Origin of the sequence: Siminovitchia sediminis, from assembly GCF_042680885.1 — a bacterium.
Classification (GTDB): Bacteria; Bacillota; Bacilli; order Bacillales; family Bacillaceae_C; genus Siminovitchia; species Siminovitchia sediminis.
In genome coordinates this window covers 44,511-69,581 of sequence record NZ_JBHUEO010000005.1, presented here as the reverse complement: position 1 = coordinate 69,581, position 25,071 = coordinate 44,511, and the positions used below count along the sequence as shown (strand labels likewise).

Here is a 25,071-nt window from a genome sequence, read left to right as displayed (position 1 = left end):
GATGAAGAAAAAATATGTCAGGTGGATCGTGACGATTGCAACGATGTTAGCTTTTTTCGCTTTAAGTGCTTGTGGGAATACCGCATCCAATTCAGAGGATGGTCCGGTTAAGTTTAGAATTGGCTATCAAGTAATTCCTAATGCAGAACTGCTGGCAAAAGCGACGAATATGTTCGAAGAGAAATTCGATAATGTTGAAGTTGAACTGCTTCAATTTGAAGCAGCAGTTGACGTGAATACAGCAATGGCAGCCGGGGAGATTGATGTAGGACTTATCGGATCCAGTTCAGTAGCTTCCGGGATAGCCCAAGGATTATCAAATCAAGTCATTTGGCTCCATGATGTCATTGGAGATAATGAAGCATTGGTAGTCAAAAAAGACAGCGGCATCAAATCGCTTGAGGATGCTGTTGGTAAAAAAATTGCTGTTTCTTTCGGATCGACTACACACTATAGCCTTTTATCAGCCCTTAAGTTAAAAGGGATAGACGAAAAAGAAATCACTATATTAGATATGAAACCTGCTGACATGCTGGCTGCATGGAAACAAGGACAAATAGACGGAGGTTATGTCTGGTACCCCACCCTTGGTGAAATGCTTGAAGATGGGGAGATTATCTTAACAAGCCGGGAGCTGGCTGAAGATGGCATTATTACAGCAGATGTAGGAATTGCCACTACAGAATTCATTGAAAAACACCCGGAAGTATTAAAGCAATATATAAAGATTTTGGATGAAGCCGTAGAGTATTACCGTACATCAACAGATGAAGCAGCTGAAGCATTGACAGGTGAATTGAATGTTTCTAAAGAGGATGCCCGGTTTTTCATGGATCAGTTGATCTGGTTAAATGCCGAAGAACAAGCTTCTGAGGAGTATCTGGGAACAGAGGATAAAAAAGGAAAGTTTGCCGAGGCTCTAAAAAACACAGCTGATTTCCTGAAAACGCAAAACGCCATTGAATCTGTGCCGGAGCTGGAAGCATTTGAAGAGGCTATAGCACCGGAATTCCTTAAACAGGATTAGGAGGCAAGTCTCATGAACAAGAATCAGGTAATTGCAAAACCCAAAACCAAGTCTACCGTGATCGAGATGCGGCATGTTGAATTAACCTATCAAACTGATAAGCAATTCGTTACCGCTTTAAAAGACATTAACCTTCAGATTGAAGAAGGAAGTTTTGTTTGTGTGCTGGGACCATCAGGTTGCGGGAAAACGACATTACTCCGGATCATTGCCGGCTTCCATCAGGCTACAAGCGGCGAGGTGCTTCTTGATGGGGAGCCGATTTCTCCTAAACCTGATCGGCATAGAGGCGTAGTATTTCAGCAGCAAATGCTGTATCCCTGGCTAAATATTGAAAAAAACGTTGAGTTTGGTTTAAAAATGAGAAATGTGCCACTACAAGAAAGACGTAAAATTGTTAACCATTATTTAGAGATGGTCGGCCTTTCACAATTTAAAAAGGCGAAATCCTATGAATTATCCGGTGGAATGAAACAAAGGGCCTCTATTGCCCGTGTCTTGGCCAACGATCCGCGTATTGTCCTAATGGATGAACCATTTGGTGCATTGGATGCGATGACAAAAGAGCAAATGCAGGATAACATTCGGAATATATGGAGAGAAACCAATAAAACGATCTTCTTTATTACTCACGATGTTGAAGAGGCCCTGTTACTTGGGACTCATATCATCGTCCTTTCCTCCAGGCCCGGACGGATTATTAAAGAAATGTACAGCGACTTGCCTTATGAGATTGAAGAAGGCAGAGGACGAATGTATAGGTCTGAAACAGATTTTGTAGAAAGACGTGAGGAGATTATAAATCTAATATCCTCTTGAAAAGTCAGAACAGTGGAAAGAGGGAGGCATTGAAGCCTCCCTTATTTGCTGGTTATAGTCAAAAGTCAGTAAAACGATACATATAGACGGCAATCGCAATGAAGGCATTTTCATAAAATTTTGCAGCCGGACCAACATTGTATCCAGGAACAGGCCTTGAAGCATTACCGCAGTCTCAAGAGTTTCACTGTATTTTTTTGCTTCCAGCCCCTGAACATGTTCGTCGGTTGCACAGGACTGAAGTGTCTTTAGGGGTAAATAAAGTACATCCGTTAGGAACAGATGGCTCAGTCAACATTTACTTTTATGACATCACAAGAAATCAGCAGCCAATTCAGTTTTTCGGATCGGCTGCTGATTGATCGTTTATATTATTTCTCCCAATTCTCGTGATCCAAGTGTTTGTATTTATCCAAGAAGCGGATAGGCATTTTTAAAGCATCCCGGCGGAACGGCGGAGCGAGCTGTGTACCATCCACATAAATGTTCAACACGGCTGGTTTTCTTTTTTCCAGTACTTCTTTGATGACTCCGGCAATATCCTCCGGCTTGTCGATGGTATATCCTAAGGCACCCATGGATCTGGCCACTTCCGCAAAGTCAGGAGCTTCAATATCTGAACCTATGAAGCGGTTATTATAGTAATCTACCTGGTTCTTCTTCTCTGCGGCCCAAGATTTGTTATTAAACACACAAGCAATAACCGGGATGTTTTGCTCAACAGCTGTACTCACTTCATGCAAGCTCATTCCCCATGCTCCGTCTCCGATAATGGCTGCAACCGGTGTATCCGGCTCAGCAAGCTGGGCACCCATGGCGGCTGGATATGCAAAACCAGTATTTCCAAATGTTAAAGCTGCAATATGACGTCTCGTTTGATTAAATTTCAAATAGGCATTGGCTGTGGATGATACATTTCCGATGTCCGTTGAAATGATCGTATTTTCAGGAAGCGCTCTGGTCAATTCCAACAGTGCTCTTCGTGGATTTATTGGATTCCCGGGTTCCATGGCAAGGTCAATGAGCTCCTGCTCCCAAGCCTCTTTTCTCTTTGCGGTTTCCGCCATGCGCTCGGCATTTTTGGCAGGTTCCGGCTGGACTTTTAACAGCTGGCGGTACAATTCTTCACCTGCAGCTTTTGCATCGCCGATGATACCCACTTCAATCGGGTGCGTCCTTGCAATGTTTCGTGGATTGATATCGATTTGAATGATCTTTGCATTCTTAGGAAAGTAGTCGATGTCATAACACGGCAGTGTTCCAAATACAGACAGACGGGTTCCGATTGCAAGCAGGACATCCGCTTCTTTTAACGTATTCATGGCCGCTTTTGAACCCATATAGCCAATGGGGCCGACAGCCAGCGGATGATCTGCAGGAAAAGCGTCATTATGCATGTAAGATACTGCAGCCGGAGCGGACAGATGCTCTGCGATTTTGACAACGGTGTCCACTCCGTCTGCATCCACCGCACCCCGTCCTGATATGATCACAGGATTCTTGGCATGTTTCAATAGCTGAACAGCATCTTGGATCAATGCAGGATCGCCGCTTCCTCTGGCATCTGTGCGGTATTGATGCGGCTCAAGAATCTGGTCTTCCAATTCGCCATAGAAAAGATCGCGAGGGATATCGTATAAAACTGGACCGCGCTCCGCATAGGCGATTCTAAATGCTGTGCGCAAGCAGTCCGCCACGCGGCTAGTATGTGTGACCCGAACAGTTTCTTTGGTAATTGACTTAAAGATGGACACCTGATCGGCTTCCTGGAATCCGTCCCAGCCAATGGTCGGTGTTCCCGCAGAAGGTGAGATGACGACCATCGGCGTATGAGCCTGGTACGCTGCAGCTACAGAAGTGACCATATTGGTAATCCCGGGACCGTTTTGCCCGATGACAACACCTGCAGTACCTGATACTCTTGTAAAAGCATCTGCCATATGAGCTGCGCTTTGCTCGTGACGAACAGGAATAAACCTGATGCCGGCTGTCGGGAATAGGTCAAGCATATCCATAAAGGCGGATCCGACAATTCCGTAAATTTCTTTTACATTTTCCTGTACCAGTGTTTCAACAATTGCCTCACTGGGGGTCATTTTCATTTTTACCCCTGTTGCAATTTTTTGTTTTACTTGAGCCATTAAGATTCCTCCCTTATTTTCCTTAAAAATGACTACTATATATTCACACCCGAATGTGGATATGATTAAGAAACCCCTTTTTTACTTTCCACCACCGTTTTTTTGACTTGTTCAACAAACAGCTCTGCAGCCTGTTTTAACACTGCGTTCTTACGGTATGCAATGTAAAAGTGGCGAAAAAATGAGATGTCTTTAATGGGATAAGCCTTTAAAAGTTTGAGCTTCAGCTCTTTTTGGATGGCGCTCTTGGAGATGATGGAAACTCCAAGCTTCGAGACTACAGCAGATTTCACCGCTTCTGTACTTCCCAGCTCCATCACGATGTTTAATTCCTCGTCTCCCATTCCCGCCTGATTTAAGTATTGATTTACGACAGCACGCGTTCCTGAGCCTTTTTCTCGTACAATAAGAGGGATATTTTTTAATCGGCCAGCTGAAATCGTAATCTCATTATCCGGAAAATATCCGGGAGCAGCGATTAGAATTAATTCATCTCCCATAAAAGGCTCCACTGCAATTTGCGGATCTTCAATCGGTGTTTCTATAAGTCCCACATCAATGAATTGGTTTTTAATATTGGAAACAATATTATTTGAATTAGTGATATCAACACTCATTTGAATATGCGGATAATCATCTTTGAACAATTTTAGAAACTCGGGCAGGACATATTCTCCAATGGTAAAGCTGCAGCCCATTTTTAAGTCGCCATACACATTGTCTTCAAAAACCAATATTTCTTTCTGGGCGGAATCGCTCAAGTGAACAATTTTTTTGGCATATCTGAGTAAAATGGAAGCTGGCTGTGTCATTTCAACTTTTTTGGTTGTTCTCTCAAAGAGCTTTGTCCCCAGTTCTTCTTCCAGTGCCTTAATTTGTGCTGAAATAGTTGGCTGAGTGACAAATAACATTTTGGCTGCTTCAGAAAAACTTTTCTTTTCAGCAACAGCAATAAACGTCTTTAGTCTTTCATAATCCATTGAAGGCTTCCTCCCCGAGATTGATTTAAAGATTGCGGATTACGGCTCCGACGGTCTCCACGATGAACTCAAGATCCTCTTCAGTACTTGTAAGCGGAGGTGCAATGATCAATACATTACTCAGACCTGGAACGGTATCTCCGTTTCTTCCGATGATCAAACCGCGTTTTTTACATTCTGCCAATACCCAGCCCATTTTCTCATCATCCAGCGGTTCCTTAGTTTCTTTGTCCGCCACCATTTCAATACCCAATAAGAAGCCGGCCTGCCTGACCTCTCCCACATATGGATGATCACTCAGTTCGTGAAGCTTTCCTAACTTTGATTTCCCTAGATCCCTTACTCTTTCCACAATTTTTTCCCTTTCAATGATTTCGATATTTTTCAATGCAACTGCACATGCTGCAGGGTGCCCTCCATAGGTGGATACATGACGGAAGTGCGTATCTTTTCCTTCCTTTTTAAACACGTTATAAATCTCTGATTTGACTGCTGTTGCTCCCAGAGGCAAGTAACCACTTGTCAGTCCTTTTGCCATTGTCACAATGTCCGGCTGTACGCCTGGCGCATGCTGAAATCCAAACATTTCACCTGTTCTTCCATATCCGGAGACAACCTCATCCATGACAAGCAAAACATGATATTTTTTACAAATTTCCTGAACCCGCTGGATATATTTCACTGATGGAACGATCACGCCTCCGCCGGATATGAACGGTTCCATGATGACAGCTGCAACCGATTCTTCGCCTTCATGCAAAATGGTATTTTCCAGAAGATCGGCTGCTTTTACATCTGTTTCTTCAGGGGTGCCGTCAAACAGTGACCTGTAACTATATGGAGGGTGAACGTGCAGGAATCCTGGAACACCTGGATCATATTTCACTCTCCGATTGGCCTGGGCTGTTGCGCTCAAGGCCCCAAGTGTTGCACCATGATACCCTCTGTATCGAGAAATAATTTTATACTTTCCAGGATTTCCTGTTTGATTGTGGTACTGTCTAATAATCTTAAATGCTGTTTCATTCGCTTCAGAACCACTGTTGGAAAAGAAAACTTGGTAATCCGCCCCGAGAAGCTCACTAATTTTTCCTGCAAGCTTCACAGCTGGGGGATGGTTCATTGTCAGAGGAAAATAAGAAAGGGTTTTCATTTGATCCGCAGCTGCATCGACAATTTCCTGCTGCCCGTGTCCAAGATTCAAACACCATAAACCAGAGACTCCATCCAGATAACGGTTTCCTTGATCATCCGTAAACCAGGAGCCCTTTCCTGATACCGCCATAGTGGGCTCTGTATTTGGACTGTAGCGGGTTATTGCATTCCAGAGGTGGCTCTTTTTGGTTTGCGGTCCTTCTGTTAATTCAACTTCAGTTTTCATCCTGATAACCTCCGTTTCATGCTTTTTTCGAACATCACGACGTTGGGATGTCCGTACCAGTTAGAATATCAAACTTAAACTTAGTATAACGAATTAGAACTAAGGTTTCAATATTTTTTGTCAATTCAGATATCAGGATTTTTTATCATTCTTATTATCCTTCTATATAGGTTTCTACCCAAATTTCCTTGAGAGATTGATTGTAAATGTATACATATCACTTCTATAAAAAGCCGATTCCAACTCAATGATTTTACCTTCGGCATCTTTAATTATCCGTCTTGCCGTCATTACACCTACGTTGGATGGTATATCCAAATACTGCTTATCTTCCTCAAGTAAAGGCCCGCAGGAGATCAACTGATCCGCTTCTGCAAACTGGATGCCCAATTCGTTTTGAACCAGATCGTATAAGGTCGCGTTATCCAAATCATACTTAACCAGCTTCTCGCCTATTTCCAGGGGATAATAGTGGCGTTCGACACCAATGGCAATATCATCGGCATAGCGGATCCTTTTAATAAAGTAAGCTTCTTTAAAGCCAGTCAACTCTTGGACATACGGGTCCGGAATTGTTTTATAATGTGTCACAAGCCTTGCCCCCGGTTTTTTTCCCATCTTCTGAATAACCTCTGTTGTGCTGCTTAAGTGACCAAGCCAGTCTTGAATCGGTTTTACCGAAACAAAAGTTCCCTTTCCATGTCTTTTTTCCAATATTCCTTCCCTGACAAGCAGATTAATGGCCTCCCGTACTGTGCTCCTGCTCACGTTATACTTTTCCATGAATTGCCGCTCACTTGGAAGTTGATCAGGATAGACGCCAGTTGTAATTTGCTGTTCAATCAGTTTTTTTAATTGAATATGGAGCGGTATCGGGTGTGTACTGTCAATCTTCATGAACATCCCTCCGTTCATATATTATTAAAAGAATATCAAACTCTTTTAAAAAGTAAAGACGGAAAGGTCGGTTTCCGTCTCTTATAAAATAGTTTTATGAATGAGAGTTTAATCCTCCGGCCGATGGCTGACCATCTTTACATGTTGTCTATGTTCAATAAATCCGGTTCCAAGTACCACTCCAATAACGATAAATATAAAACCGGCCCACTGAAAAGCATATATTTTTTCTCCTAAAAACAAAGAAGCACCGACCAAAGAGAAAAAGGGAGACAAGTTTAGAAACAGGGATGCCTGGCCGGCACCGATCCGCTGAATGGCATGATTATAGACTAAATGTCCAAAAGCAGTGGCAATCATCCCGGATGCAAAAAATACTAGCCAGGCGGTAAGGGTTCCTGTTTTTAAAGAGGATAAACCTGTCGGCTCAATGACAAGACTTAAGCCAAAAAGCATGACCGACCCCATCATGAGTGAAAACCCGGTAACAATCTGGGTTCCTGCTCTATTGGAAACTTTATTGATTAATATAAAACTGGCAGCCTGTGTTAATACGGCTAAAAATATAAATATATCACCCATAGAAAAGCTAAATGAAGCACCTGGCTGCATCAGAATAATCAGGGCTACCCCAGAAAATCCAAATACCAATCCCAATACACGGTAAAACGTTAACCGGTCGCCCAAAAAAATAACCGCCGCTACCGTTGTCACAATGGGTACCGACCCAAGAATCAAGCCGCCATTTGCTGCGCTGGTCATACTAAGTCCGACAGACACAAAATAATGGTGGCCGAGAACTCCAAATACTGCCACCAGTCCAATAAATAACACATCTTTTTTAGATAACGTTTTCAGTTCTCTTCGATAAAATAACATGGGTGACAGAGTAAGAAATGCAATAAAGATTCGAAGCGCTGTAATGGTGACCGGCTCAAAATGACTGACAATGATTTTAATCGCAGTTACATTGAAACCCCAAATCACCATGACCATGATAATCAGAAAATACAAGTGCCAATTTTTCATCCGGATCCCTGCCTGCGTTCGAAAATGTTTATCCATATTGTATCATAGCACATGTATTTTCATATGTGATAATGCTCCCTATTGAGGCGGCTCTGTTGTAACATACGTTCCGGCAATCAGATCATGGAGCCCCCTTTTGTCATCCCTTAATCCGATCATAAATGCACTGATGATTAAACCGATACCCAGTGTAACAATGTACACAAGTCCCCCAACTACAATGCGCAGCAACATCGTCCCGATGCCCGGATTTTCACCGTTCAGTTTAACAATCCGTACCCCTGCGATTCTTTTGCCAACTGTATAGCCTGCCCATAAGACCGGGAGCAGCAAATAATATAAAAAGCTTAATAGATTCGTAAATGTATTTCCATCTGTATGACCCGTTAATAATAACGAAAGAATCGCCAATGGAATACCAACAATAAGTGCATCCAACAAGTTGCCAAGAAGCCTTCTCCAAAATCCTCCAGGATAATGCGGCATTTATTCAACACTCCTTTTTTATTATTTAATGGCCTTATCCCCATTCGTCCATCTAAAGATGAACCATACGGATGACCAGAACAAAAAGTATCCTGCGAAAGAATACCAGTGTTTCCATTCATTTGTATGCAAAAACAATCCATATGACTCCGCCACCATTTCCAACACCGGGCCTGCAGCAGCCAGAAAGATGATTTCCAAGACCCTTCCCGATCTTTTTAGACTTTTACCCACATAAAGAAAGAAAAAAGATAAAAAAGGAAGGATAACCAGCGTAAAAACGATATGAATCTGAAAAACAGCCGAAAACGGTCTTTCCGGAAATGAATAAAACTGCAGTCCGGTAAAAAGTAAGTCCAGATATGTTCCTAACATGGCGGCATACATCATTGATAAAGCATACCGATATGAATTAGAGGAATACTGTTTTCTTTGCCAATACGGCAAGTTCGAGATTTTGTAATGTTTCACAATACTCACCTGAAATGTCCTCGTCAACGGGACCATCATTTTCTTTTAGATAACGCACAACACTTGGATCATGAAACCAGTCTCCAGGTTCCGGGGGATGATGCCGGACATTCGGCCAGGCATACTCCAATCTCGGACTGTAAAACTTTGGCGTACCGCTGGTCAACCGGCACTCTTGTAATCTGCGAAATTGGAGGGGCCCTGGAACCCCTTCATTAACATCGTTAAAAAGGTGCGGCCAATAGTCCTTCCTTGAACCGGTATGCGGATGTTCCAAACACCATGCCAAAAGCTCCCGATGGCGTTGAGGGTCCCGAAACAGCAACTGATATAGCTTTCTGCCCAAAGTAATCCGTTGATGCAAGGAACTGAATTGATGGATTGTCGTTCCTATGAGAGGCGTTACCGTTGCTTTTTTGCACAATGGAAATAACAGATGGTTGATTGAAAGCAAATCCTGTAACAAAAATTCCAGCGTATCCAGCACTTCCTCCTTATATTTCTTGTTTTGAATCACTCTCGTTTCTAAATAATTCTGTTCATTAATGACTTGGGCCATAGCCAATGTATAAGAATTTCGGGTTTCCCAAAAATCATTCCACAACACTTCCATAAACATGGAAGTTCCCAAGCTTGGAAGCAAATAAAATAGATTTTTTTGTCGCTTTACACATTCTGCATAAAGCAAGAATTGCGGGTACACATCTTGAAAAATCAGCCAGTTACCCCGCTCCAGGAAATCAAAAAACTCTTTTTGCTTGTTTTCCCCCAGCAGCCGGGATATCAGATCGCCTTTTAGATCTGTCATATTCCAACCGCCGTTTCGCGATACGGCATGACCGAGGAATGCCCAGTGGATTTCGGGATACTGCATATAAAAGTCAAGGTAGGCGTTCGTTCTTGTTATATTATTCAAATTATATTTCTGCGTAACGGATTGAATTTTTTCAACGATGATCAAATCATCATGTGTTAACTTTTTCAACGGTTCAGGACACTTCTTCATCAAACGCTCTTTCAGCTTTTTTCTCAGTTGATGAAGACGAAGCGGCAGAAAATCCGGCTTCTTTTTTTTGCTGAATAATATGACTCATCACTCCAGTAAATGCATGCACTCGTAAATTCCTGAATAAACATGGAGAGATAAACCGATTGATCAGGGAGATGATATGGCATGGTAAATCATACCGATGCTTTAACCAATAAGATCATTGATATATTATGCAGGGAACAGTCAACTGATGGGTCATGGGATGATCCGTTTGATACAGGGGTTAAAACGGACGCCTATATGATCATTTTATTAAGGGCGCTTGAAATAAATGATGAAGATTTGATTCGGGGCTTAACGGAACGGATCCTGAGCAAACAGGAAAAGAACGGAGCCTGGAAGCTTTTTTATGATGAGCCGGGAGGTAACTTATCCTATACAGTTGAGGCTTATTATGGATTGCTTTGCTCCGGCTATATCCAAAAAACGGACACCCGGATGCGCCTGGCGAAAAGCTTTATCTTAAAAAATGGCGGACTGGAAAAAACAGAGATGCTTACGAGGGTAATGCTTGCTTTGACAGGCCAATACAAATGGCCGGCATTTTTTCCTCTGCCTGTAGAAATCATGCTCTTGCCGCTCGCGTTCCCAGTTAACCTCTACGACTTTTCTGTATTTGGAAGGGCCAACCTTGTTCCCATCATGATTACGGCTGCCAAGAAATACAGAAAGAAGATAAAAGGCACTCCGGATCTTTCAGATCTGTACGTATCAAGGGCTCCGGAATTTTTCACTACGGAAGAGATTAGGGCATTCAGCGGGCTTTTTACACTCATTGATCAGGGAATCAAACAGATCCTGTTGGCACCTTGGCAGCTCCGTTCCTTTGCCATCGAGAGAGCTAAACAATACATGCTTCACCATATAGAACCGGACGGAACATTGTACAGTTATTTTAGCTCCACGTTTTTGATGATTTTTGCCTTATTGTCTCTTGGATATAAAAAAGAGGACCCCTTGATTCAAAAAGCTGTTACGGGGCTTAAGGAAATGAAATGTACCATTGATGGACTTCCCCATATGCAATATACGACGGCAAACGTCTGGAATACAGCCCTCATTTCTTATGCGCTTCAAAAGGCAGGATTATCTCCTGATCATCGAACTGTCAAAAGGGCAAATGAGTATTTACTAAAAAAGCAGCATACAAAATATGGGGATTGGGTGTTTCATAATCCAAATGCTTTACCTGGCGGCTGGGGATTTTCCGACATCAATACTATCAACCCGGATGTGGATGATACAACTGCCGCATTAAGAGCTTTATATGCTTCAGTAACTGGAAATACCCGGATGCTTTCCTCTTGGGATCGGGGAATCCGGTGGATTCTTTCCATGCAGAACAATGATGGAGGCTGGCCTGCCTTCGAAAAGAACACGGATCATCAACTGTTAAACCTGCTGCCGTTCGACCGGGCAAACTTGATTGTATCGGATCCAAGCTGTGCAGACCTTACCGGGAGGACCATTGAATTTTTGGGGAACTATACGAGATTGCCAAGACAAAGCCGGCAAATGAAAGCGGCTGTAAAGTGGCTGATCGGCGATCAGAGAAAAGACGGATCATGGTACGGCCGCTGGGGCATTTGCTTTATCTATGGTACATGGGCAGCAGTAACAGGATTACGGGCCGTCGGAGCAGACCGAAATCACCCGAGTATAACGAAGGCGGTCCGCTGGCTGAAGAACATTCAAAATAAAGATGGGGGATGGGGAGAGTCATGTAAAAGCGACATACAAAATCAGTATGTCCCTCTGGGTAAAAGTCATCTGACACATACCTCCTGGGCGCTGGATGCCTTAATCGCAGTGGAAAACAAGCCGACACCTGAGATCCAATCGGGCATTCGTTATTTATCTGACTCATTCGACCGGCGGGATTGGACTTGGGATTATCCCGTCGGTCAGGGAATGGCAGCCTCCTTTTACATTCATTATCACAGCTACAATTACATTTTCCCGTTACTGGCATTAGCCCATTATCGGATGAAATTTGGAGAGACCATGCAAAACAGGTGAAGGAATAAGTCCTTCACCTGTTGTAAGAATGAACGAGATTAAAGCTGGGCCAATAGTCCAAGTATTCATGAGATACCGCGGGTTTACTTAAAAATACAGACCTCGCGGATGTTCTATGTCACTATAACGGAAATCATTGAAAAAACATGACTTTTTATTGGATTACGGATTTTGCAGGGAAATCTCCGCTGTTCAGGAATGAATATCACAGATGCGTTGGATTCTTCAGGGGAACGAATATCACGGATGCATTTCCTTTTTTAGCAGGAATTCTCCGTCCTTCAGGAACGATCGCTCACTTAATCTTTGGAATCCATGAAGCCCTCTTGACGCCCCATTTTCCACTCCACTCAATATTCGGGCTTCTTGAAGTACTCTTGACAACCAATTTTCCACTCCGCTCAATATTCGGGATCCATGAAGTCTCTTGCTTGAAACGCTCATAAAAAAGAAAGGTTACTAGAATAACCCCTCCTCATGAAATCATTCAACATGCTCCCAAAGTGATTCGCAAATATAGACTCATGGATAGACGTAAATAATAAAAGGATCACCGTCTGTTAGTAATTTCTCAAGTCCGCAAGAACATTCATCTCGTAGAAATGGTCGCCTTGAATCAAACGGGCCAGTTTACCGGCGGTTTCTTCCGGAGAACTAAGGAGTCCTTTTTCCTTATAACCAATAAATTGTTGAACCAGATCAAAAGATTCTTCATCACTTTTTCTAATTTCATGTTGCATATCTGTATCTACAATGCCAGGTGCAACTGAGACAATTTTGACACCAAATGGCTTGTTTTTTTGTTCTAATTCAACCGCTTTTGAATATTGATCCAATCCTGCCTTTCCGGCACAATAACTGCTCCAGCCGGAATACACATGGCGCCCCGCACCCGAAGAGATATTCACGATTCGTTTTGGAATATGGTGACCTTTGAGCTTCCGGATAAAAGCAGATGACAAAATCATAGGAGCAGTCAAATTGACTTGAATGCTTTTGGCAATTTCCTCCGGTTGATTGTCCTCTGTGTGGCCAATCGGATCAATCACACCTGCATTATTGACAAGAGTGACCGAACTCGGTGTGCCAGGAATAGATGAGATCATCTTGTCCATCAATGAATCCAGCTTGGAGACATCAGTCAGGTCAAATTCAAGGAACACCAATTGGCAGCCGTTCTTCTTTGCCATGTCAAGGAGTTCTTCATTCCGTGATCGAGCCGTGCAAACCAGCACATGACTTTTATCCAGCAGTTCTTTACTAAGAGCCAGTCCGATTCCCCTTGAAGCACCTGTAATAAAAAACACGTCCATCCTCTATCACCCTTTCTTTATGCATTTTTGGCTAATCATCCACCGGTCTATATAATAAACTTTTAACCTGCCTTCACTTTGGGCAAACATTGTTATTTATTTTTCTCTATTTCTGTATAAAATTCAGCTGGAATGGCACCGAAATTTCTGCGGTGGTATAACATCGGATCTTTTCTTTCAATGTCAATATCCAATACTTTACCTATTAAAATCGTATGGTCTCCTGCTTCAACTGCTTGATGAAGCTTGCACTGGAGGACTGCAAATGCTCCTTCAATGACCGGAGTGTTATGCTCGGATGTGCTCCATTTACATGTACTGAACCGGTCCACATTCGGGGTAGCAAATGTTTTACATAGCTCCACTTGATCAGCCCCCAAAATATGGACTGCGAATTTTTCACCTTTGATAAAAGTATCTTTTGAGGAAACTCTGTGATCAATAGACCATAAAATCATCAGCGGATCCAGAGATACAGAGGCAAAAGAATTTACTGTCAGCCCTACGGGCGTCCCTTCCTCTGTCATTGCTGTTACGATCGTGACACCTGTCGGATAATTTCCAAGTGCCTCTTTAAATAATTGCTGCTTCTCTTGTTTAGACATGACATTCCTCTCCTTGTCGCTATCGTTTACTCACTTATTCTAAATCATTTCTTGTAAAATGTCGGATACACGGTCTCCTACTTCGGAAGTAGATGCTGTTCCGCCAAGATCAGGTGTCAACACACGGTTTTCTTCCAGCAAGGTTTCAATGGCATCCAAGAGTGTCTTTCCTGTATCTTCGTAACCAAAAAAATCTACCATTTGGCTGGCGGACCAGACAGCTGCCAAAGGATTGGCCATTCCTTTCCCGGCAATATCAGGTGCTGAACCATGAACAGGCTCAAACATGGAGGGATATTCCCTTTCCGGGTTAATATTTGCTCCTGCTGCAAGCCCCATCCCTCCTGCAAGCGCTGCTCCAAGGTCCGTCAAAATATCTCCAAACAAATTGGAAGTGACCACTACTTCAAACCGTTGCGGATCATTGATCATGTGCATGGCTGCCGCATCAACAAGGTAAGAATAGGTCGGAACATCCGGGTAATCCCTGCTCACTTCCTCGAATACTTCATCCCAGAAAACCATGGAATAATTCAATGCGTTCGCTTTACTAATACTTGTTACGGATTTTCCGGATTTCTTTGCAGTATCAAACGCATAACGGATAATCCGTTCTGTCCCCTTTCTGGAAAACACTCCTGTCTGCAACACAACTTCTTCGGGTTTTCCTTTAAATAGCCAGTCCCCTGCACCCGAATATTCTCCTTCACTATTTTCACGAATAAACAGCATATTTATTTTTTCCTTGCTGCCATTCAACAGAGGGCAGGGGGCTCCATTCAGCAGCTGGATCGGGCGAATGTTGACATATTGATCAAATGATTTTCGGATGCGCAGCAACAGGTCCCATAAAGAAATATGATCCGGAACCCCCGGATAACCAACAGCCCCCAAATAAATGGCATCAAAGGCCTTCAGCTGATCGATTCCGTCCTCATCCATCATCCTTCCGTGTTGAAGATAATACTCACAACCCCATGGAAAGTATGTAAAATCAAATTGAAACCTGCCGTCAAGCTCAGCCGTTCTTTTTAAAATTTTTACCCCTTCAGCAATGACTTCGGGTCCGATACCATCTCCTGGTATCACAGCTATTTTAAGAGTCTCCACCGTCAATCATCTCTTTCATTAAAATTTGATCAGGCATTCTTATACTATATTATCAGAAAACAATAGGAAAGACTTGCTTTTTGCCGCAAGTCTCACCGTCGGCATAGTCTTTTGATGAATGAAACGGCTTCTGTGGATAGTTTATATATCTATCCCAATCCTGCGATACGCTTTTTTTGCAAATAGAGAATGAAAATAATACAAAAAATGACTCCCGTAAAGTTCCGGGAGCCTATACCTTTGAAACTCCTATTCTATGTTTTAGATAGGGAAATGATTTTAGAAGAAATTTTGGGCAGAGGCAGGATATGATCGACACATCCCAGATTGACCGCAGTTTTTGGCATGCCATAGACAATACAGGTCTCTTCAGATTCGGCAATTGTTGTAGAGGCCGCTCCAGACTTTTTGGCACGCATCATGCCCTTGGCACCATCCCCGCCCATACCGGTCATAATAATAAAATGCCGCTTCAAATGATCCAGTTTGCTGACAGAATCAAATAAGACATCAACAGATGGGCGGTGTCCGTTACAAGGCTCCTCATTGTTCAGTTTGATCCGGTATTCCAAACCTCTTTTTCTTATTTCCATATGATAGTCACCTGGAGCAATATAAACGGTTCCCCCGCTGATCACCTGGTTATTTTGCGCTTCTACAACATGCACGTTTGAAATGCCGTCCAGCCTCTTAGCCAGGTATTCTGTAAATTTAGGAGGCATATGCTGAACAACAACAACCGGTTCATGAAAATCTGACGGAAGCCCTTTAATTACTGTTTCAAGAGCTTTTGGCCCTCCTGTGGATGTTCCAATAGCAAAAATCTGCCTGAATTTTTTCGTACCCGGCCTGGGCTTTTCTAACTTTGACATGACTGCTGGATTTTTAGGTTCTTGTGCTTTGGAGTTCAAAGAGACTGGTTCATTGGACAGCCTCGCCTTGGAGACTGCCTTAATTTTCATCAGCAATTCATCCTTCACACGATACAGATCCAGTGAGACCGAGCCGGAAGGCTTTTGAATAAAATCCACTGCCCCCAACTGCAGTGCCTTAATCGTTTCATATGCTCCTTGCTCGGTAAGGGAACTCACCATCAGAACGGGTGTTGGAAATTTCCGCATGATCCAGCGCAGAGCTGTCAATCCATCCATTTCAGGCATTTCAATATCCATCGTAATTACATCAGGCTTTAATTCTTCCGTCAGTTGAATAGCTTCCCGCCCATTTTTTGCAGTTCCGACCACTTGCAGGCGTCCGTCTTTCGAAATAATGTCAGAAAGGAGCTTGCGCATAAAAATCGAGTCGTCTACGACCAGCACCTTTACTTTTACCATGTCCATCTCTCCTGCGTCTTTTTGTAAAAAAAGGTGTCGGTCTCTTCTAATTGGTATTTCTGAGGTTGATAGATCTGCTCGGAACCGCCGACAAAAAGGTATCCTCCCGGGTTTAATGCCCGGCTGAACTTTTTAAACAATTGAACCTTTGCCTCATCTGTGAAATAAATTAAGACATTCCGGCAAATGATTAAATCAAAACCCGACTCAAAAGGATCAGACAGAAGATTTTGTTGTCTGAATTGAACGCTTTTCCTTACGGTTGCGGTTATCTCGTAATGGCCGTCCCGGTGCTCAAAAAAACGATCCTTCATTGAGGAAGGTACATTTTTAAGTGCTTCCTCCTTATATTTTCCTTCTTTTGCCCTGGCAATCACTTGATGATTGATATCAGTTGCCAAGATCCGGATATCCTGCCATTCAAAGAATGAAGAAAGCATCAAGGCAAGACTGTAAGGTTCTTCTCCTGTCGAGCAGGCAGCACTCCAGCATCTGATTCTCCTTTTACCCTTTAAAATCTGTGGGAGGATATTCTTTTCCAGGACTCCCCAACGCGACGGATTGCGGAAAAACTCTGTTACATTAATCGTCATATGATTCAAAAAGTCTTCATAGAGCTGCTCATTCTGCATCATTGCCTTAAAAAAATCATCAAATGTACGAAATCCTTTTCTTGTTTTATATGCAGTTAATCTGCGCTTCATTTGGTCTTCTTTGTATAATTGTAAATTAATGTTGGTCTTCTTTTTTATTCTTTGAATAAAAAGGTCGTAATCACGGTTGATGTCTAAAACGTCTAGCATTCCTTCACCTTCAGCCTTTCACTTATTACACGATATTCCGTCCGTTCGATAAAATGGGAAAGCAAGCAGTCAAAATTTTCCTGTTCACTCAATGTCTTCTAACAAAAACAGTGCTGAATCTAACTAAGATTTGGCTATCTTCGCCACGGCATTCATCATTCTTTGAGGATTGATCGGCTTGACGATAAAGTCCACAGCCCCGGCAATAATGGCTTCTTTAACCATTGTTTCCTGTCCCATAGCGGAAGAAATGAGCACTTTCGCACTTGGGTCATATTGTTTGATCTCCTTCGTTGCAGTGATGCCGTCTTTGTTCGGCATCGTGATATCCATCGTGACCAAATCCGGTTTAAGCTCTTTATATTTTTCTACTGCATCATTTCCGTCAACCGCTTCTCCAATGACTTCATGTCCAAACTCTTCCAGCATCTTCTTTAACGTCATGCGCATAAATGCTGCATCATCTACGACTAAAATTCTCAGCATGTTTTTCTCTCCCTGTCTCAAACATTTATGATTGATTGATCATTCTGTTAATCCCCGCAACTTCCAAAATTAATTCCACACGTCCGTCTCCCAGAATAGTTGCTCCTGAAATACCATTTATTTTGCCAACATACTTTCCCAAAGATTTTACAACGATTTCTTGATTCCCCTGAAGCTCGTCTACAATAAGTGCCACTTTCTTTTCTCCGACACCAACAATCACAACAGGAAGCTGCCTTCCGCCCGGATCCGTTCTGGGAATGTTAAACAGATCGTGGAGCCAAACGACAGGAAGCACTTGATCTCTGACAACCACAATCGATTTGCCTTTAAGAGTCTGAATGGTTTCAGGATGAATTCTTACAATCTCCACTACGTTGCTCATAGGTAAAATAAATGTCCGCTCAGCCAGCTTGATGATTAATCCTGTAATAATTGCAAGTGTCAATGGCAATTTAATTTTAAATACAGTTCCCTTTCCAAGCTTCGAATCCAGTTCGATAATTCCGTTTAAACTTTCAATGTGACTGCGCACAATATCCATTCCGACTCCTCGGCCAGAAACATTGCTTACTTCTTTTGCGGTGGAAAATCCCGGTCGAAAAATCAGATATACTGCTTCCTCATCACTCAGCTTTTCAGCTTCTTCTTCGGTAATCACACCTTTTTTTACAGCAGAAGCTCTCATTTTTTCCGGATCAATGCCTTTCCCGTCATCTTCCACTGTTATGACCACTTGATTTTCTTCATGACTTGCCGTAATTCGCAAAAGTCCTTTTATCGGTTTGTCAGTTTTGGCTCTTTGTTCCTTTGTTTCGATTCCATGGTCCACAGCATTTCGTATCAAATGAATTAACGGGTCTCCAATTTTCTCTATGACTGTACGGTCCAATTCAGTTTCTTGCCCTTCAATCACAAGATTCATTTCTTTATCAAGCGATTGAGAAAGATCCCGGACCATTCTCGGAAATCGGCTGAACAGCTGTCTGATCGGGAGCATTCTTACTTTCATTACGCTTTCCTGCAATTCTCCGATCACACGGGCTATGTGGTCTGACACCTGATCAAGATCGCTGACCGTATCATCATCTGTATATCGGTTGTGCAGTACGCCGCTCACTTGGCTGATCCTGGTTTGATCAATGACCAGCTCTCCTACCAGATTCATAAGATGCTCCAAGCGTTCTACATCCACCCGAATCGTTTGCCCTTTCTTTTGCCCTTTAGAACGTTTGTCTTCAGGTTTTTGATGACTGGGGCTTGCCGGCTGCTTATCCTTCTTTTTTTGTACAGCTTTGGCTTGCTGATCTGCCAGGATTGAAGCCGCCGTTTCCTGTTTTGTTTGATCGGTTTCACTTGTTCCCTGATTTGGATTCTGCTGGTCATGGACACTGACAAGCGCCTGATCCACATCTGTCATGGATTCCAACAGTTCCAGCACATCCGAACTTCCCAGGGGGGAAGCCATCAATATCTCGATCGTTTCGTAATCCTTTTCCTCTATGCCGGACTGGTCTAAATCAGGAATGGATTGAAGGATTTCAATTCCCTCAGACTCCAGCTGGTTTTGTATTAAGAAGGCACGGACAGATTTCATTTCACACTCTTCGGATAAGACTATCCCGGCATGTAAAATATGTAATCCCTGCTCCACGCCGGAGGCTATGATTTCCTGAATACCAGGGGAACTTTCCAGTACATCATCATGCTTTTCTTCCTTTTTCGGCTGAGCAGATCCGAAGTTTGTTACTTCATCAATCAAGGGAGTTATATCAGTTCTCTCTTCTGCCTCTTCAATAATTTCTTCCTTTAATACTTTTAGTTCATCCAAACATTTGAATAAAAGATTAATTAAATCATGGCTCACTGACAACTGGTGATTGCGGACTTGGTCCAACAAGTTTTCCATGCCATGGGTTAATTTTGTCATGTCATCAAAGCCCATCGTAGCTGACGAACCCTTTAATGTATGTGCTGCCCGGAAAAGCCTTTGAATAACTTCCGGTGATTCTCCTTCCTGCTCCAACGCTAGAATTTCCTGGTCGATGATATCCAGCTGCTCATCTACTTCGTCAATGAATACCCCCATAAATTCACTCGTATCAAACGTATCCATCTATTGTCACCGCCTATCTTTGGAGGACTTTATCCAAGTTTAAAATACTGACCAGCCCGTTTTCTGCATGACCTATGCCTGAAAAAAAGGAAGCCTGTACCCCTCCAAAAGTATCAGGCGATGGCTGGATGTCATTGAATTGCATGACTTGGCTGACATTGTCTACAATGATTCCAACCATCTCATCTTCATATTTGACCACAACGATCCGTGTGTCCTTTGTGTATTCTTCTTCATTCAAGCCAAATCGATCCCTAAGACTGATAACCGGGATGATCCTTCCACGCAGATTAATGACCCCTTTAATATGCGTTTCTGCATTGGGTATTTTTGTAATATCCTGCATTCGAATAATTTCTTCAATATCATGAATATTGATCGCATACTTTTCTGTTTCAATTCCAATGGCCACATATTGTTCTTGGGTTGCTTGCCCCATCTTGCGTCACCTGCTATCCATTTTTGTAACTACTCCCAAAATTGGTGTTGTGAAACGACTGCATCCATGTTCTTATTAAAAAGGAGCAAATACAGTCTCAGGCCAACCAGCCGTCGACTTGCAGCCACTTTGCAGCGGTATTTTTTGCTGTTCGATTCTGATCATCAGACAGAAGGATCAGTCACATTCACAACCGTTATAGAAGCTTGCATAAACATTCGCTGCCCTATATTTGAGAAGTCTTCTTCACTTTTTTCCGTTTATAAGACTTTCTGTAGATCGACATGCTCTGTTAGTGTCTGCAAATTAAGCAATGCGATTGTCTCGCCGTCACGGTGATAGACTCCCTGGATCCACTCACTTTGCGACATGTGCGGTGCCGGGCTGATATGCTCATCTGACAAGAACTTGACATGATTTACCTCATCTACCACAAAGCCAAAATCAAGCCCATTGACTTTCAAAACAATCATCCTCGTTTTTGAATCAATGGTCTTATCGGGCTCAGAAAAAATCCGGTGCAAACTCATGATTGGAATGACTTGCTCCCTTAAATGAATCACACCCAGAAATTCCTCGCGCGAGTTAGGGATCCACTTGACCGTTTGCATGCGAATGATTTCTGAAACATCAAGAATAGATACAGCATACAGATTTTGATGAATGGCAAATACAACATACTGTTTATGTTGTGAGCTCATGAAGCAGCCTCCTTTTCACTATTTAAAAACGGATCCATTATCTAAAAAGACCACTTTATCTTTTCAGAAAGACTGGTTAAATATATATAGAACAAAACAAACACCGACATTGTTTTTATCGGCATTTGTTTTCATTTATTTAGCAGATGGTCTTAAGCTCCTATTCAGAAAAAGGCCGCAAAACCTGAAAGAGCTAAACCTCTTTATTACCAGACAACTTAAATACCGCCACCGATTGATTGAGTTTCTCCGCCAAATCAGCCAGCGATTGTGCAGCAGATGCTGTTTCTTCACTGCTTGCCGTTGCTTCCTCGGTTGCAGCAGAAATACTTTCAATAAATGACAGTACTTCTTCCGACTGGGCAGCCTGCTCTTCACTGGCCCCCGCAATCTCTGTTACTTTATTGCCTGTTTCATTTACCATTTGAATAATATGTTCAAACGATTCGCCTGACTGTTCTATATATTTCAGTCCTTCTTGAACGGACTGCACACTGTGCTTCGTATTTTCCTGCATTTGTTGGATAATAGCTGTAATCTGTTTAGTCGCTTCGCCGCTTCTTTCTGCAAGCTTGCGCACCTCATCTGCCACAACAGCAAATCCTCTTCCCTGGTCACCCGCACGTGCAGCTTCAATTGCCGCATTAAGCGCCAAGAGATTTGTCTGGTCAGCAATATCATCAATGACTTCAATAATTTCCCCAATTTTGTTTGAATCCTGTTCAAGGGCAGCCATCTGACCGCTTACTTGGTTCGTTCCTTCTACGGAAGACATTACTACCTTCTCACCATCTTGTGCGACACGTATGGTTTGATTTGCTAATTCCGCCGCTTTTTCTGTATTTTGGGCAACAGATTGAATAGCTTCGGACAGCTCTCCAAATAATTCATTCATTGTTTGTGCGGCATCAGCCTGATTACTGCTGGCACTGGCGATTTCATCCATGCTGGCGGATACCTGCTCAGAGGAAGCCGACAAATTTTCAGCTGCACTTAAAATGTTTTGAACCGTTTCCCTTAAATTTAAGATCATCGTATTAACGGCTTGTGCCAGCATTCCCACTTCATCTTTTGTTTGAATATCGGCAGTTTCACTTAAATTTCCGTCCGCAACTTTTTCCATTAAACTGGACAGATCCTTTAACGGCCGGGCAATCGCCTTCGTGAGTAAAATCGCGAGGGCGATACATATTACAAGAGTCAATAGAGAAATAACAATCATGATAGTGTTTGAGGCAGTATATAGATTTCCTGAAGCAGCGTAAGATTCAGCATTGATTTCCATATCTACAGCTTTAATCTCTTCAATTTGACCGGTAACATCCTCATGCAAAGTGTTTAACCTTGAATCCAGCTGTTGAAATTGGGTCCGATCTGAAGAAATTTCCTGAATAGCACTGTCGTATGTTTCGTTATATTGATTGAAACTAGAAGAAAACTCCTCCAAAAATGCTGCCCCTTGCTGCTGGATCTCTTCTCCAAAATCATCATAAACATCTACATATATCTGAACGTTTTTTTCAATATCCTCTCTCATACTATTGATCTGCTCAGTATTCACTGTATTTGATTCAGATAACACAAATTCTTTCCACATCGTATCTAATTTATAAAGATCGATTTGGGCCTGGGTCAGGTGATCCATGGGTACTAATGTTTTCTCATAGGTCATCCAAACATTTTCATAAATTTTCTTCATGCTCGTCATGGCAAATACACTTACTCCAATAAGAATGACAGCAATAAGAATAAAAGCTGATAACAGTTTAAAAGACGTTTTTCTATTCAGGTACCACCGCATGTTCAACTCTCCTCACTTTATATGTTTATCGTCACTCGTGATATACACCAACATCTATGCCTTGTTTCAATCATCCATTATTGATTCATCCATAAAGCCCCTTTCCATGAAGGTACAAAACACCTGACTCTTTGATGTTTCCTTTTCTTTCTTGAAGTTCTACCAGAATCAGATGAAACAACCTTAAGACTAATCAGATATTAAATATTCAAACGGTTTATCGGTAAAGAAAGTACTTTGTTTAATGGATAATAAAAGGATTTATTACAATTGTATGGCGCCGGTTATCACAAGCCTTCTGATAAAATGTTTGTTTTCGCTAACTAATGTTCGTTTTTTTTTTTAAAAATAAGAAAGGGAAAAGAAATCGGATCTTCTTTTCCCTCCCATACATGAGTAGCTTTTTTTATTTGTTCACCCTAAATACCGCAACGGATTGATTCAGTTCTTCCGCAAGGTCTGCCAGCGACTGTGCAGCAGTCGCAGTTTCTTCGGTGCTGGCCATCGCTTCTTCGGTGGCAGCAGAAATATTTTCAATAAATGACAGCACTTCCTCAGATTGAGAAGCCTGCTGTTCACTGGCTCCCGCAATTTCTGTTACCTTGTTTCCTGTGTCATTTACCATTTTAATAATGTTTTCAAAGGCTACACCGGACTGTTCTGTAAAGGCACGTCCTTCCGCAACCGATTTGACACTCAGCGTCGTATTTTTCTGCATCTCTTCGATGATACCAGTGATCTGCTTCGTAGCCTCACTGCTTCTTTCAGCCAGTTTTCGAACCTCATCGGCGACAACGGCAAAACCTCTGCCCTGATCCCCGGCGCGTGCTGCCTCAATTGCCGCATTCAACGCAAGCAGATTTGTCTGATCGGCGATATCGTCAATGACTTCAATAATTTCTCCTATTTTGTTAGAATCCTTCTCCAAGTTTGCAATTTGCTCACTTACAGCATTCGCTCCATCCACCGAAGAAAGGACTACTTTTTCACCGGTTTCTGCAATTTGAACCGTTTGATTTGCCAGTTCAGCAGCCTCCTCTGTATTTTGGGCAACCGACCGAATGGCTTCGGATAATTCACCAAAAAGCTCATTCATGGTTTGAGCTGCATTGGCCTGATTGGTACTTGCGCTTGTAATTTCCTCCATACTCGCTGACACCTGTTCAGAAGATGCTGACAGGTTTTCGGCTGCGCTTAATATATTCTGAACGGTCTGCCTCAATTTAGAGACCATTGTATTTACCGACTGCGCCAATAATCCCACTTCGTCTTTCGTATCGATATCAGCTGAAACAGTCAAATCCCCATCCGCGACTTTTTCCATGACAGTGGATATATTTCTGAGTGGTCTTGCAACAGCTCTCGTTAACATCATTCCCAGCATGATACAGATGGCAATGGTTAACGTTACTATGATTACCATGATCACAGTAGTCGTGAAGAAAAGATCTTGGGATCGCTGATGTTCCTCTTCAGATATGGCCATATCCACTTCCCAGATTTCATCCAAATGCCCTGTCAAGCGGTTATGAAGTCCATCCAGCTCTTCATCCAGCTGCTGAAATTTCGTTCTGTCCGATGTGACGGACTGTACAGAAGTGTCATAGGCCGTATTATATGTGTCAAAGTCTGACATAAATGTATTGAAAAATTCCTGTGCTTCCTGTTTCGCCGCTTCATCTTCATTCACATATGAATCTACATAAATGGAGATGTTCTCTTCAATATTATCCCTTAATAATTTTACTTCTTCCATCTTTACATGAGTATCTGCCGTGGATTCCGTTAAAGCAATGTCACGCCAGGCAGCCTTTAACTGGAGCAGGTCGTTCTTCGCCAAAGCCATATTTTCCATCGGAACTAATGCCTGGGTATACATATCCGAACCAATCGTGTTAATTTTGTTCATATTGATGATGGCAAAAGCACTGACGCCAGCCATAATAGCCGCGATAAAGATAAATGTGGATAACAGTTTCACTGAAGTTTTTAGGTTAAGAAACCATTTTTTCATAGATATCATCCCTTTTCCTGTTCGTTGATTATCCTCGGCCATTTACTT

General features: G+C 42.5%; 23 protein-coding genes. 3 read left to right on the top strand and 20 right to left on the bottom strand.

Annotated features, from left to right (window positions below; genetic code table 11):
• The first annotated feature begins 1 nt into the window (after position 1).
• Together ACFSCZ_RS02900 and ACFSCZ_RS02895 are read left to right on the top strand one after the other, a co-directional pair.
• Entirely contained in the window at positions 2–1,027 is a 1,026-nt protein-coding gene (locus ACFSCZ_RS02900) for a taurine ABC transporter substrate-binding protein (protein WP_380772244.1), read from the top strand.
• 12 nt (positions 1,028–1,039) lie between these two features.
• A complete protein-coding gene (locus tag ACFSCZ_RS02895) occupies positions 1,040–1,846 on the top strand; it encodes an ABC transporter ATP-binding protein (RefSeq protein WP_380772243.1) in 807 nt (268 codons plus the stop codon).
• Positions 1,847–2,217: 371 nt separating this feature from the next.
• On the opposite strand, the gene xsc is transcribed toward ACFSCZ_RS02895, so the two are convergent.
• The 9 genes from xsc to ACFSCZ_RS02850 all read right to left on the bottom strand — a co-directional run bounded on the left by xsc (position 2,218) and on the right by ACFSCZ_RS02850 (position 10,346).
• Positions 2,218–3,987, bottom strand: coding sequence for a sulfoacetaldehyde acetyltransferase (gene xsc / locus ACFSCZ_RS02890; RefSeq protein WP_380772242.1), 1,770 nt, complete (start codon positions 3,985–3,987; stop codon positions 2,218–2,220).
• A gap of 65 nt (positions 3,988–4,052) precedes the next feature.
• Complete coding sequence (locus ACFSCZ_RS02885) at positions 4,053–4,967, bottom strand: selenium metabolism-associated LysR family transcriptional regulator (RefSeq protein WP_380772241.1); 915 nt, start codon at positions 4,965–4,967, stop codon at positions 4,053–4,055.
• Between the two features lie 25 nt (positions 4,968–4,992).
• Complete coding sequence (locus ACFSCZ_RS02880) at positions 4,993–6,348, bottom strand: aminotransferase (RefSeq protein ID WP_380772240.1); 1,356 nt, start codon at positions 6,346–6,348, stop codon at positions 4,993–4,995.
• Between the two features lie 174 nt (positions 6,349–6,522).
• A complete protein-coding gene (locus ACFSCZ_RS02875) occupies positions 6,523–7,245 on the bottom strand; it encodes a GntR family transcriptional regulator (protein ID WP_380772239.1) in 723 nt (240 codons plus the stop codon).
• A gap of 108 nt (positions 7,246–7,353) precedes the next feature.
• Complete coding sequence (locus ACFSCZ_RS02870) at positions 7,354–8,274, bottom strand: DMT family transporter (RefSeq protein ID WP_380772238.1); 921 nt, start codon at positions 8,272–8,274, stop codon at positions 7,354–7,356.
• Between the two features lie 78 nt (positions 8,275–8,352).
• Positions 8,353–8,760: an RDD family protein gene (locus ACFSCZ_RS02865; RefSeq protein ID WP_380772237.1), complete on the bottom strand. Its 408-nt coding sequence runs from the start codon at positions 8,758–8,760 to the stop codon at positions 8,353–8,355.
• A gap of 21 nt (positions 8,761–8,781) precedes the next feature.
• The gene (locus ACFSCZ_RS02860) at positions 8,782–9,267 is read right to left on the bottom strand and encodes a CBO0543 family protein (protein ID WP_380772236.1); all 486 of its coding nucleotides are present in this window, start codon (positions 9,265–9,267) and stop codon (positions 8,782–8,784) included.
• Positions 9,173–10,216 carry a DUF2515 family protein gene (locus tag ACFSCZ_RS02855; protein ID WP_380772235.1) on the bottom strand — a complete coding sequence of 348 codons (1,044 nt, stop codon included), beginning with the start codon at positions 10,214–10,216 and terminating at the stop codon, positions 9,173–9,175. The genes ACFSCZ_RS02860 and ACFSCZ_RS02855 overlap by 95 nt, the downstream gene beginning before the upstream one ends.
• Before the next feature lie 4 nt (positions 10,217–10,220).
• Positions 10,221–10,346, bottom strand: coding sequence for a hypothetical protein (locus tag ACFSCZ_RS02850; RefSeq protein ID WP_380772234.1), 126 nt, complete (start codon positions 10,344–10,346; stop codon positions 10,221–10,223).
• A gap of 59 nt (positions 10,347–10,405) precedes the next feature.
• Between ACFSCZ_RS02850 and shc the strand changes: the two genes are divergently transcribed.
• Complete coding sequence (gene shc / locus ACFSCZ_RS02845) at positions 10,406–12,301, top strand: squalene--hopene cyclase (RefSeq protein ID WP_380772233.1); 1,896 nt, start codon at positions 10,406–10,408, stop codon at positions 12,299–12,301.
• A gap of 560 nt (positions 12,302–12,861) precedes the next feature.
• On the opposite strand, the gene ACFSCZ_RS02840 is transcribed toward shc, so the two are convergent.
• The 11 genes from ACFSCZ_RS02840 to ACFSCZ_RS02790 all read right to left on the bottom strand — a co-directional run bounded on the left by ACFSCZ_RS02840 (position 12,862) and on the right by ACFSCZ_RS02790 (position 25,023).
• Positions 12,862–13,614, bottom strand: a complete 753-nt coding sequence (locus ACFSCZ_RS02840) for a (S)-benzoin forming benzil reductase (protein WP_380772232.1) — start codon at positions 13,612–13,614, stop codon at positions 12,862–12,864.
• 92 nt (positions 13,615–13,706) lie between these two features.
• Positions 13,707–14,219, bottom strand: a complete 513-nt coding sequence (locus tag ACFSCZ_RS02835; RefSeq protein WP_380772231.1) for a flavin reductase family protein — start codon at positions 14,217–14,219, stop codon at positions 13,707–13,709.
• A gap of 39 nt (positions 14,220–14,258) precedes the next feature.
• Complete coding sequence (locus ACFSCZ_RS02830) at positions 14,259–15,329, bottom strand: tartrate dehydrogenase (protein ID WP_380772230.1); 1,071 nt, start codon at positions 15,327–15,329, stop codon at positions 14,259–14,261.
• Between the two features lie 254 nt (positions 15,330–15,583).
• Complete coding sequence (locus ACFSCZ_RS02825) at positions 15,584–16,663, bottom strand: protein-glutamate methylesterase/protein-glutamine glutaminase (protein ID WP_380772229.1); 1,080 nt, start codon at positions 16,661–16,663, stop codon at positions 15,584–15,586.
• Positions 16,657–17,466: a CheR family methyltransferase gene (locus ACFSCZ_RS02820; RefSeq protein ID WP_380772228.1), complete on the bottom strand. Its 810-nt coding sequence runs from the start codon at positions 17,464–17,466 to the stop codon at positions 16,657–16,659. The genes ACFSCZ_RS02825 and ACFSCZ_RS02820 overlap by 7 nt, the downstream gene beginning before the upstream one ends.
• A gap of 123 nt (positions 17,467–17,589) precedes the next feature.
• Positions 17,590–17,952 carry a response regulator gene (locus tag ACFSCZ_RS02815; RefSeq protein WP_380772227.1) on the bottom strand — a complete coding sequence of 121 codons (363 nt, stop codon included), beginning with the start codon at positions 17,950–17,952 and terminating at the stop codon, positions 17,590–17,592.
• Between the two features lie 25 nt (positions 17,953–17,977).
• Entirely contained in the window at positions 17,978–20,068 is a 2,091-nt protein-coding gene (locus ACFSCZ_RS02810) for a chemotaxis protein CheW (protein ID WP_380772226.1), read from the bottom strand.
• Between the two features lie 13 nt (positions 20,069–20,081).
• Positions 20,082–20,507, bottom strand: a complete 426-nt coding sequence (locus tag ACFSCZ_RS02805) for a chemotaxis protein CheW (protein WP_380772225.1) — start codon at positions 20,505–20,507, stop codon at positions 20,082–20,084.
• A 260-nt stretch (positions 20,508–20,767) separates the two neighbouring features.
• Positions 20,768–21,208, bottom strand: coding sequence for a chemotaxis protein CheW (locus ACFSCZ_RS02800; RefSeq protein ID WP_380772224.1), 441 nt, complete (start codon positions 21,206–21,208; stop codon positions 20,768–20,770).
• A 193-nt stretch (positions 21,209–21,401) separates the two neighbouring features.
• On the bottom strand, positions 21,402–23,009 hold the full coding sequence (locus ACFSCZ_RS02795; protein ID WP_380772223.1) for a methyl-accepting chemotaxis protein: 1,608 nt from the start codon (positions 23,007–23,009) through the stop codon (positions 21,402–21,404).
• Between the two features lie 406 nt (positions 23,010–23,415).
• Positions 23,416–25,023: a methyl-accepting chemotaxis protein gene (locus tag ACFSCZ_RS02790; RefSeq protein WP_380772222.1), complete on the bottom strand. Its 1,608-nt coding sequence runs from the start codon at positions 25,021–25,023 to the stop codon at positions 23,416–23,418.
• Positions 25,024–25,071: the final 48 nt, after the last annotated feature.

What these genes read in the sequence shown, in the direction of transcription:
- ACFSCZ_RS02875 (WP_380772239.1), bottom strand. Translation starts at nt 7,245, where the DNA reads ATGAAGATTGACAGTACACACCCGATACCGCTCCATATTCAATTAAAA.
- ACFSCZ_RS02835 (WP_380772231.1), bottom strand. Translation starts at nt 14,219, where the DNA reads ATGTCTAAACAAGAGAAGCAGCAATTATTTAAAGAGGCACTTGGAAAT.
- xsc (WP_380772242.1), bottom strand. Translation starts at nt 3,987, where the DNA reads ATGGCTCAAGTAAAACAAAAAATTGCAACAGGGGTAAAAATGAAAATG.
- ACFSCZ_RS02815 (WP_380772227.1), bottom strand. Translation starts at nt 17,952, where the DNA reads ATGCTGAGAATTTTAGTCGTAGATGATGCAGCATTTATGCGCATGACG.
- ACFSCZ_RS02865 (WP_380772237.1), bottom strand. Translation starts at nt 8,760, where the DNA reads ATGCCGCATTATCCTGGAGGATTTTGGAGAAGGCTTCTTGGCAACTTG.
- ACFSCZ_RS02860 (WP_380772236.1), bottom strand. Translation starts at nt 9,267, where the DNA reads ATGGTCCCGTTGACGAGGACATTTCAGGTGAGTATTGTGAAACATTAC.
- ACFSCZ_RS02885 (WP_380772241.1), bottom strand. Translation starts at nt 4,967, where the DNA reads ATGGATTATGAAAGACTAAAGACGTTTATTGCTGTTGCTGAAAAGAAA.
- ACFSCZ_RS02805 (WP_380772225.1), bottom strand. Translation starts at nt 20,507, where the DNA reads ATGGGGCAAGCAACCCAAGAACAATATGTGGCCATTGGAATTGAAACA.
- ACFSCZ_RS02795 (WP_380772223.1), bottom strand. Translation starts at nt 23,009, where the DNA reads ATGCGGTGGTACCTGAATAGAAAAACGTCTTTTAAACTGTTATCAGCT.
- ACFSCZ_RS02870 (WP_380772238.1), bottom strand. Translation starts at nt 8,274, where the DNA reads ATGAAAAATTGGCACTTGTATTTTCTGATTATCATGGTCATGGTGATT.
- ACFSCZ_RS02825 (WP_380772229.1), bottom strand. Translation starts at nt 16,663, where the DNA reads ATGGTAAAAGTAAAGGTGCTGGTCGTAGACGACTCGATTTTTATGCGC.
- ACFSCZ_RS02895 (WP_380772243.1), top strand. Translation starts at nt 1,040, where the DNA reads ATGAACAAGAATCAGGTAATTGCAAAACCCAAAACCAAGTCTACCGTG.
- ACFSCZ_RS02790 (WP_380772222.1), bottom strand. Translation starts at nt 25,023, where the DNA reads ATGAAAAAATGGTTTCTTAACCTAAAAACTTCAGTGAAACTGTTATCC.
- ACFSCZ_RS02880 (WP_380772240.1), bottom strand. Translation starts at nt 6,348, where the DNA reads ATGAAAACTGAAGTTGAATTAACAGAAGGACCGCAAACCAAAAAGAGC.
- ACFSCZ_RS02810 (WP_380772226.1), bottom strand. Translation starts at nt 20,068, where the DNA reads ATGGATACGTTTGATACGAGTGAATTTATGGGGGTATTCATTGACGAA.
- ACFSCZ_RS02840 (WP_380772232.1), bottom strand. Translation starts at nt 13,614, where the DNA reads ATGGACGTGTTTTTTATTACAGGTGCTTCAAGGGGAATCGGACTGGCT.
- ACFSCZ_RS02900 (WP_380772244.1), top strand. Translation starts at nt 2, where the DNA reads ATGAAGAAAAAATATGTCAGGTGGATCGTGACGATTGCAACGATGTTA.
- ACFSCZ_RS02820 (WP_380772228.1), bottom strand. Translation starts at nt 17,466, where the DNA reads ATGCTAGACGTTTTAGACATCAACCGTGATTACGACCTTTTTATTCAA.
- ACFSCZ_RS02800 (WP_380772224.1), bottom strand. Translation starts at nt 21,208, where the DNA reads ATGAGCTCACAACATAAACAGTATGTTGTATTTGCCATTCATCAAAAT.
- shc (WP_380772233.1), top strand. Translation starts at nt 10,406, where the DNA reads ATGGTAAATCATACCGATGCTTTAACCAATAAGATCATTGATATATTA.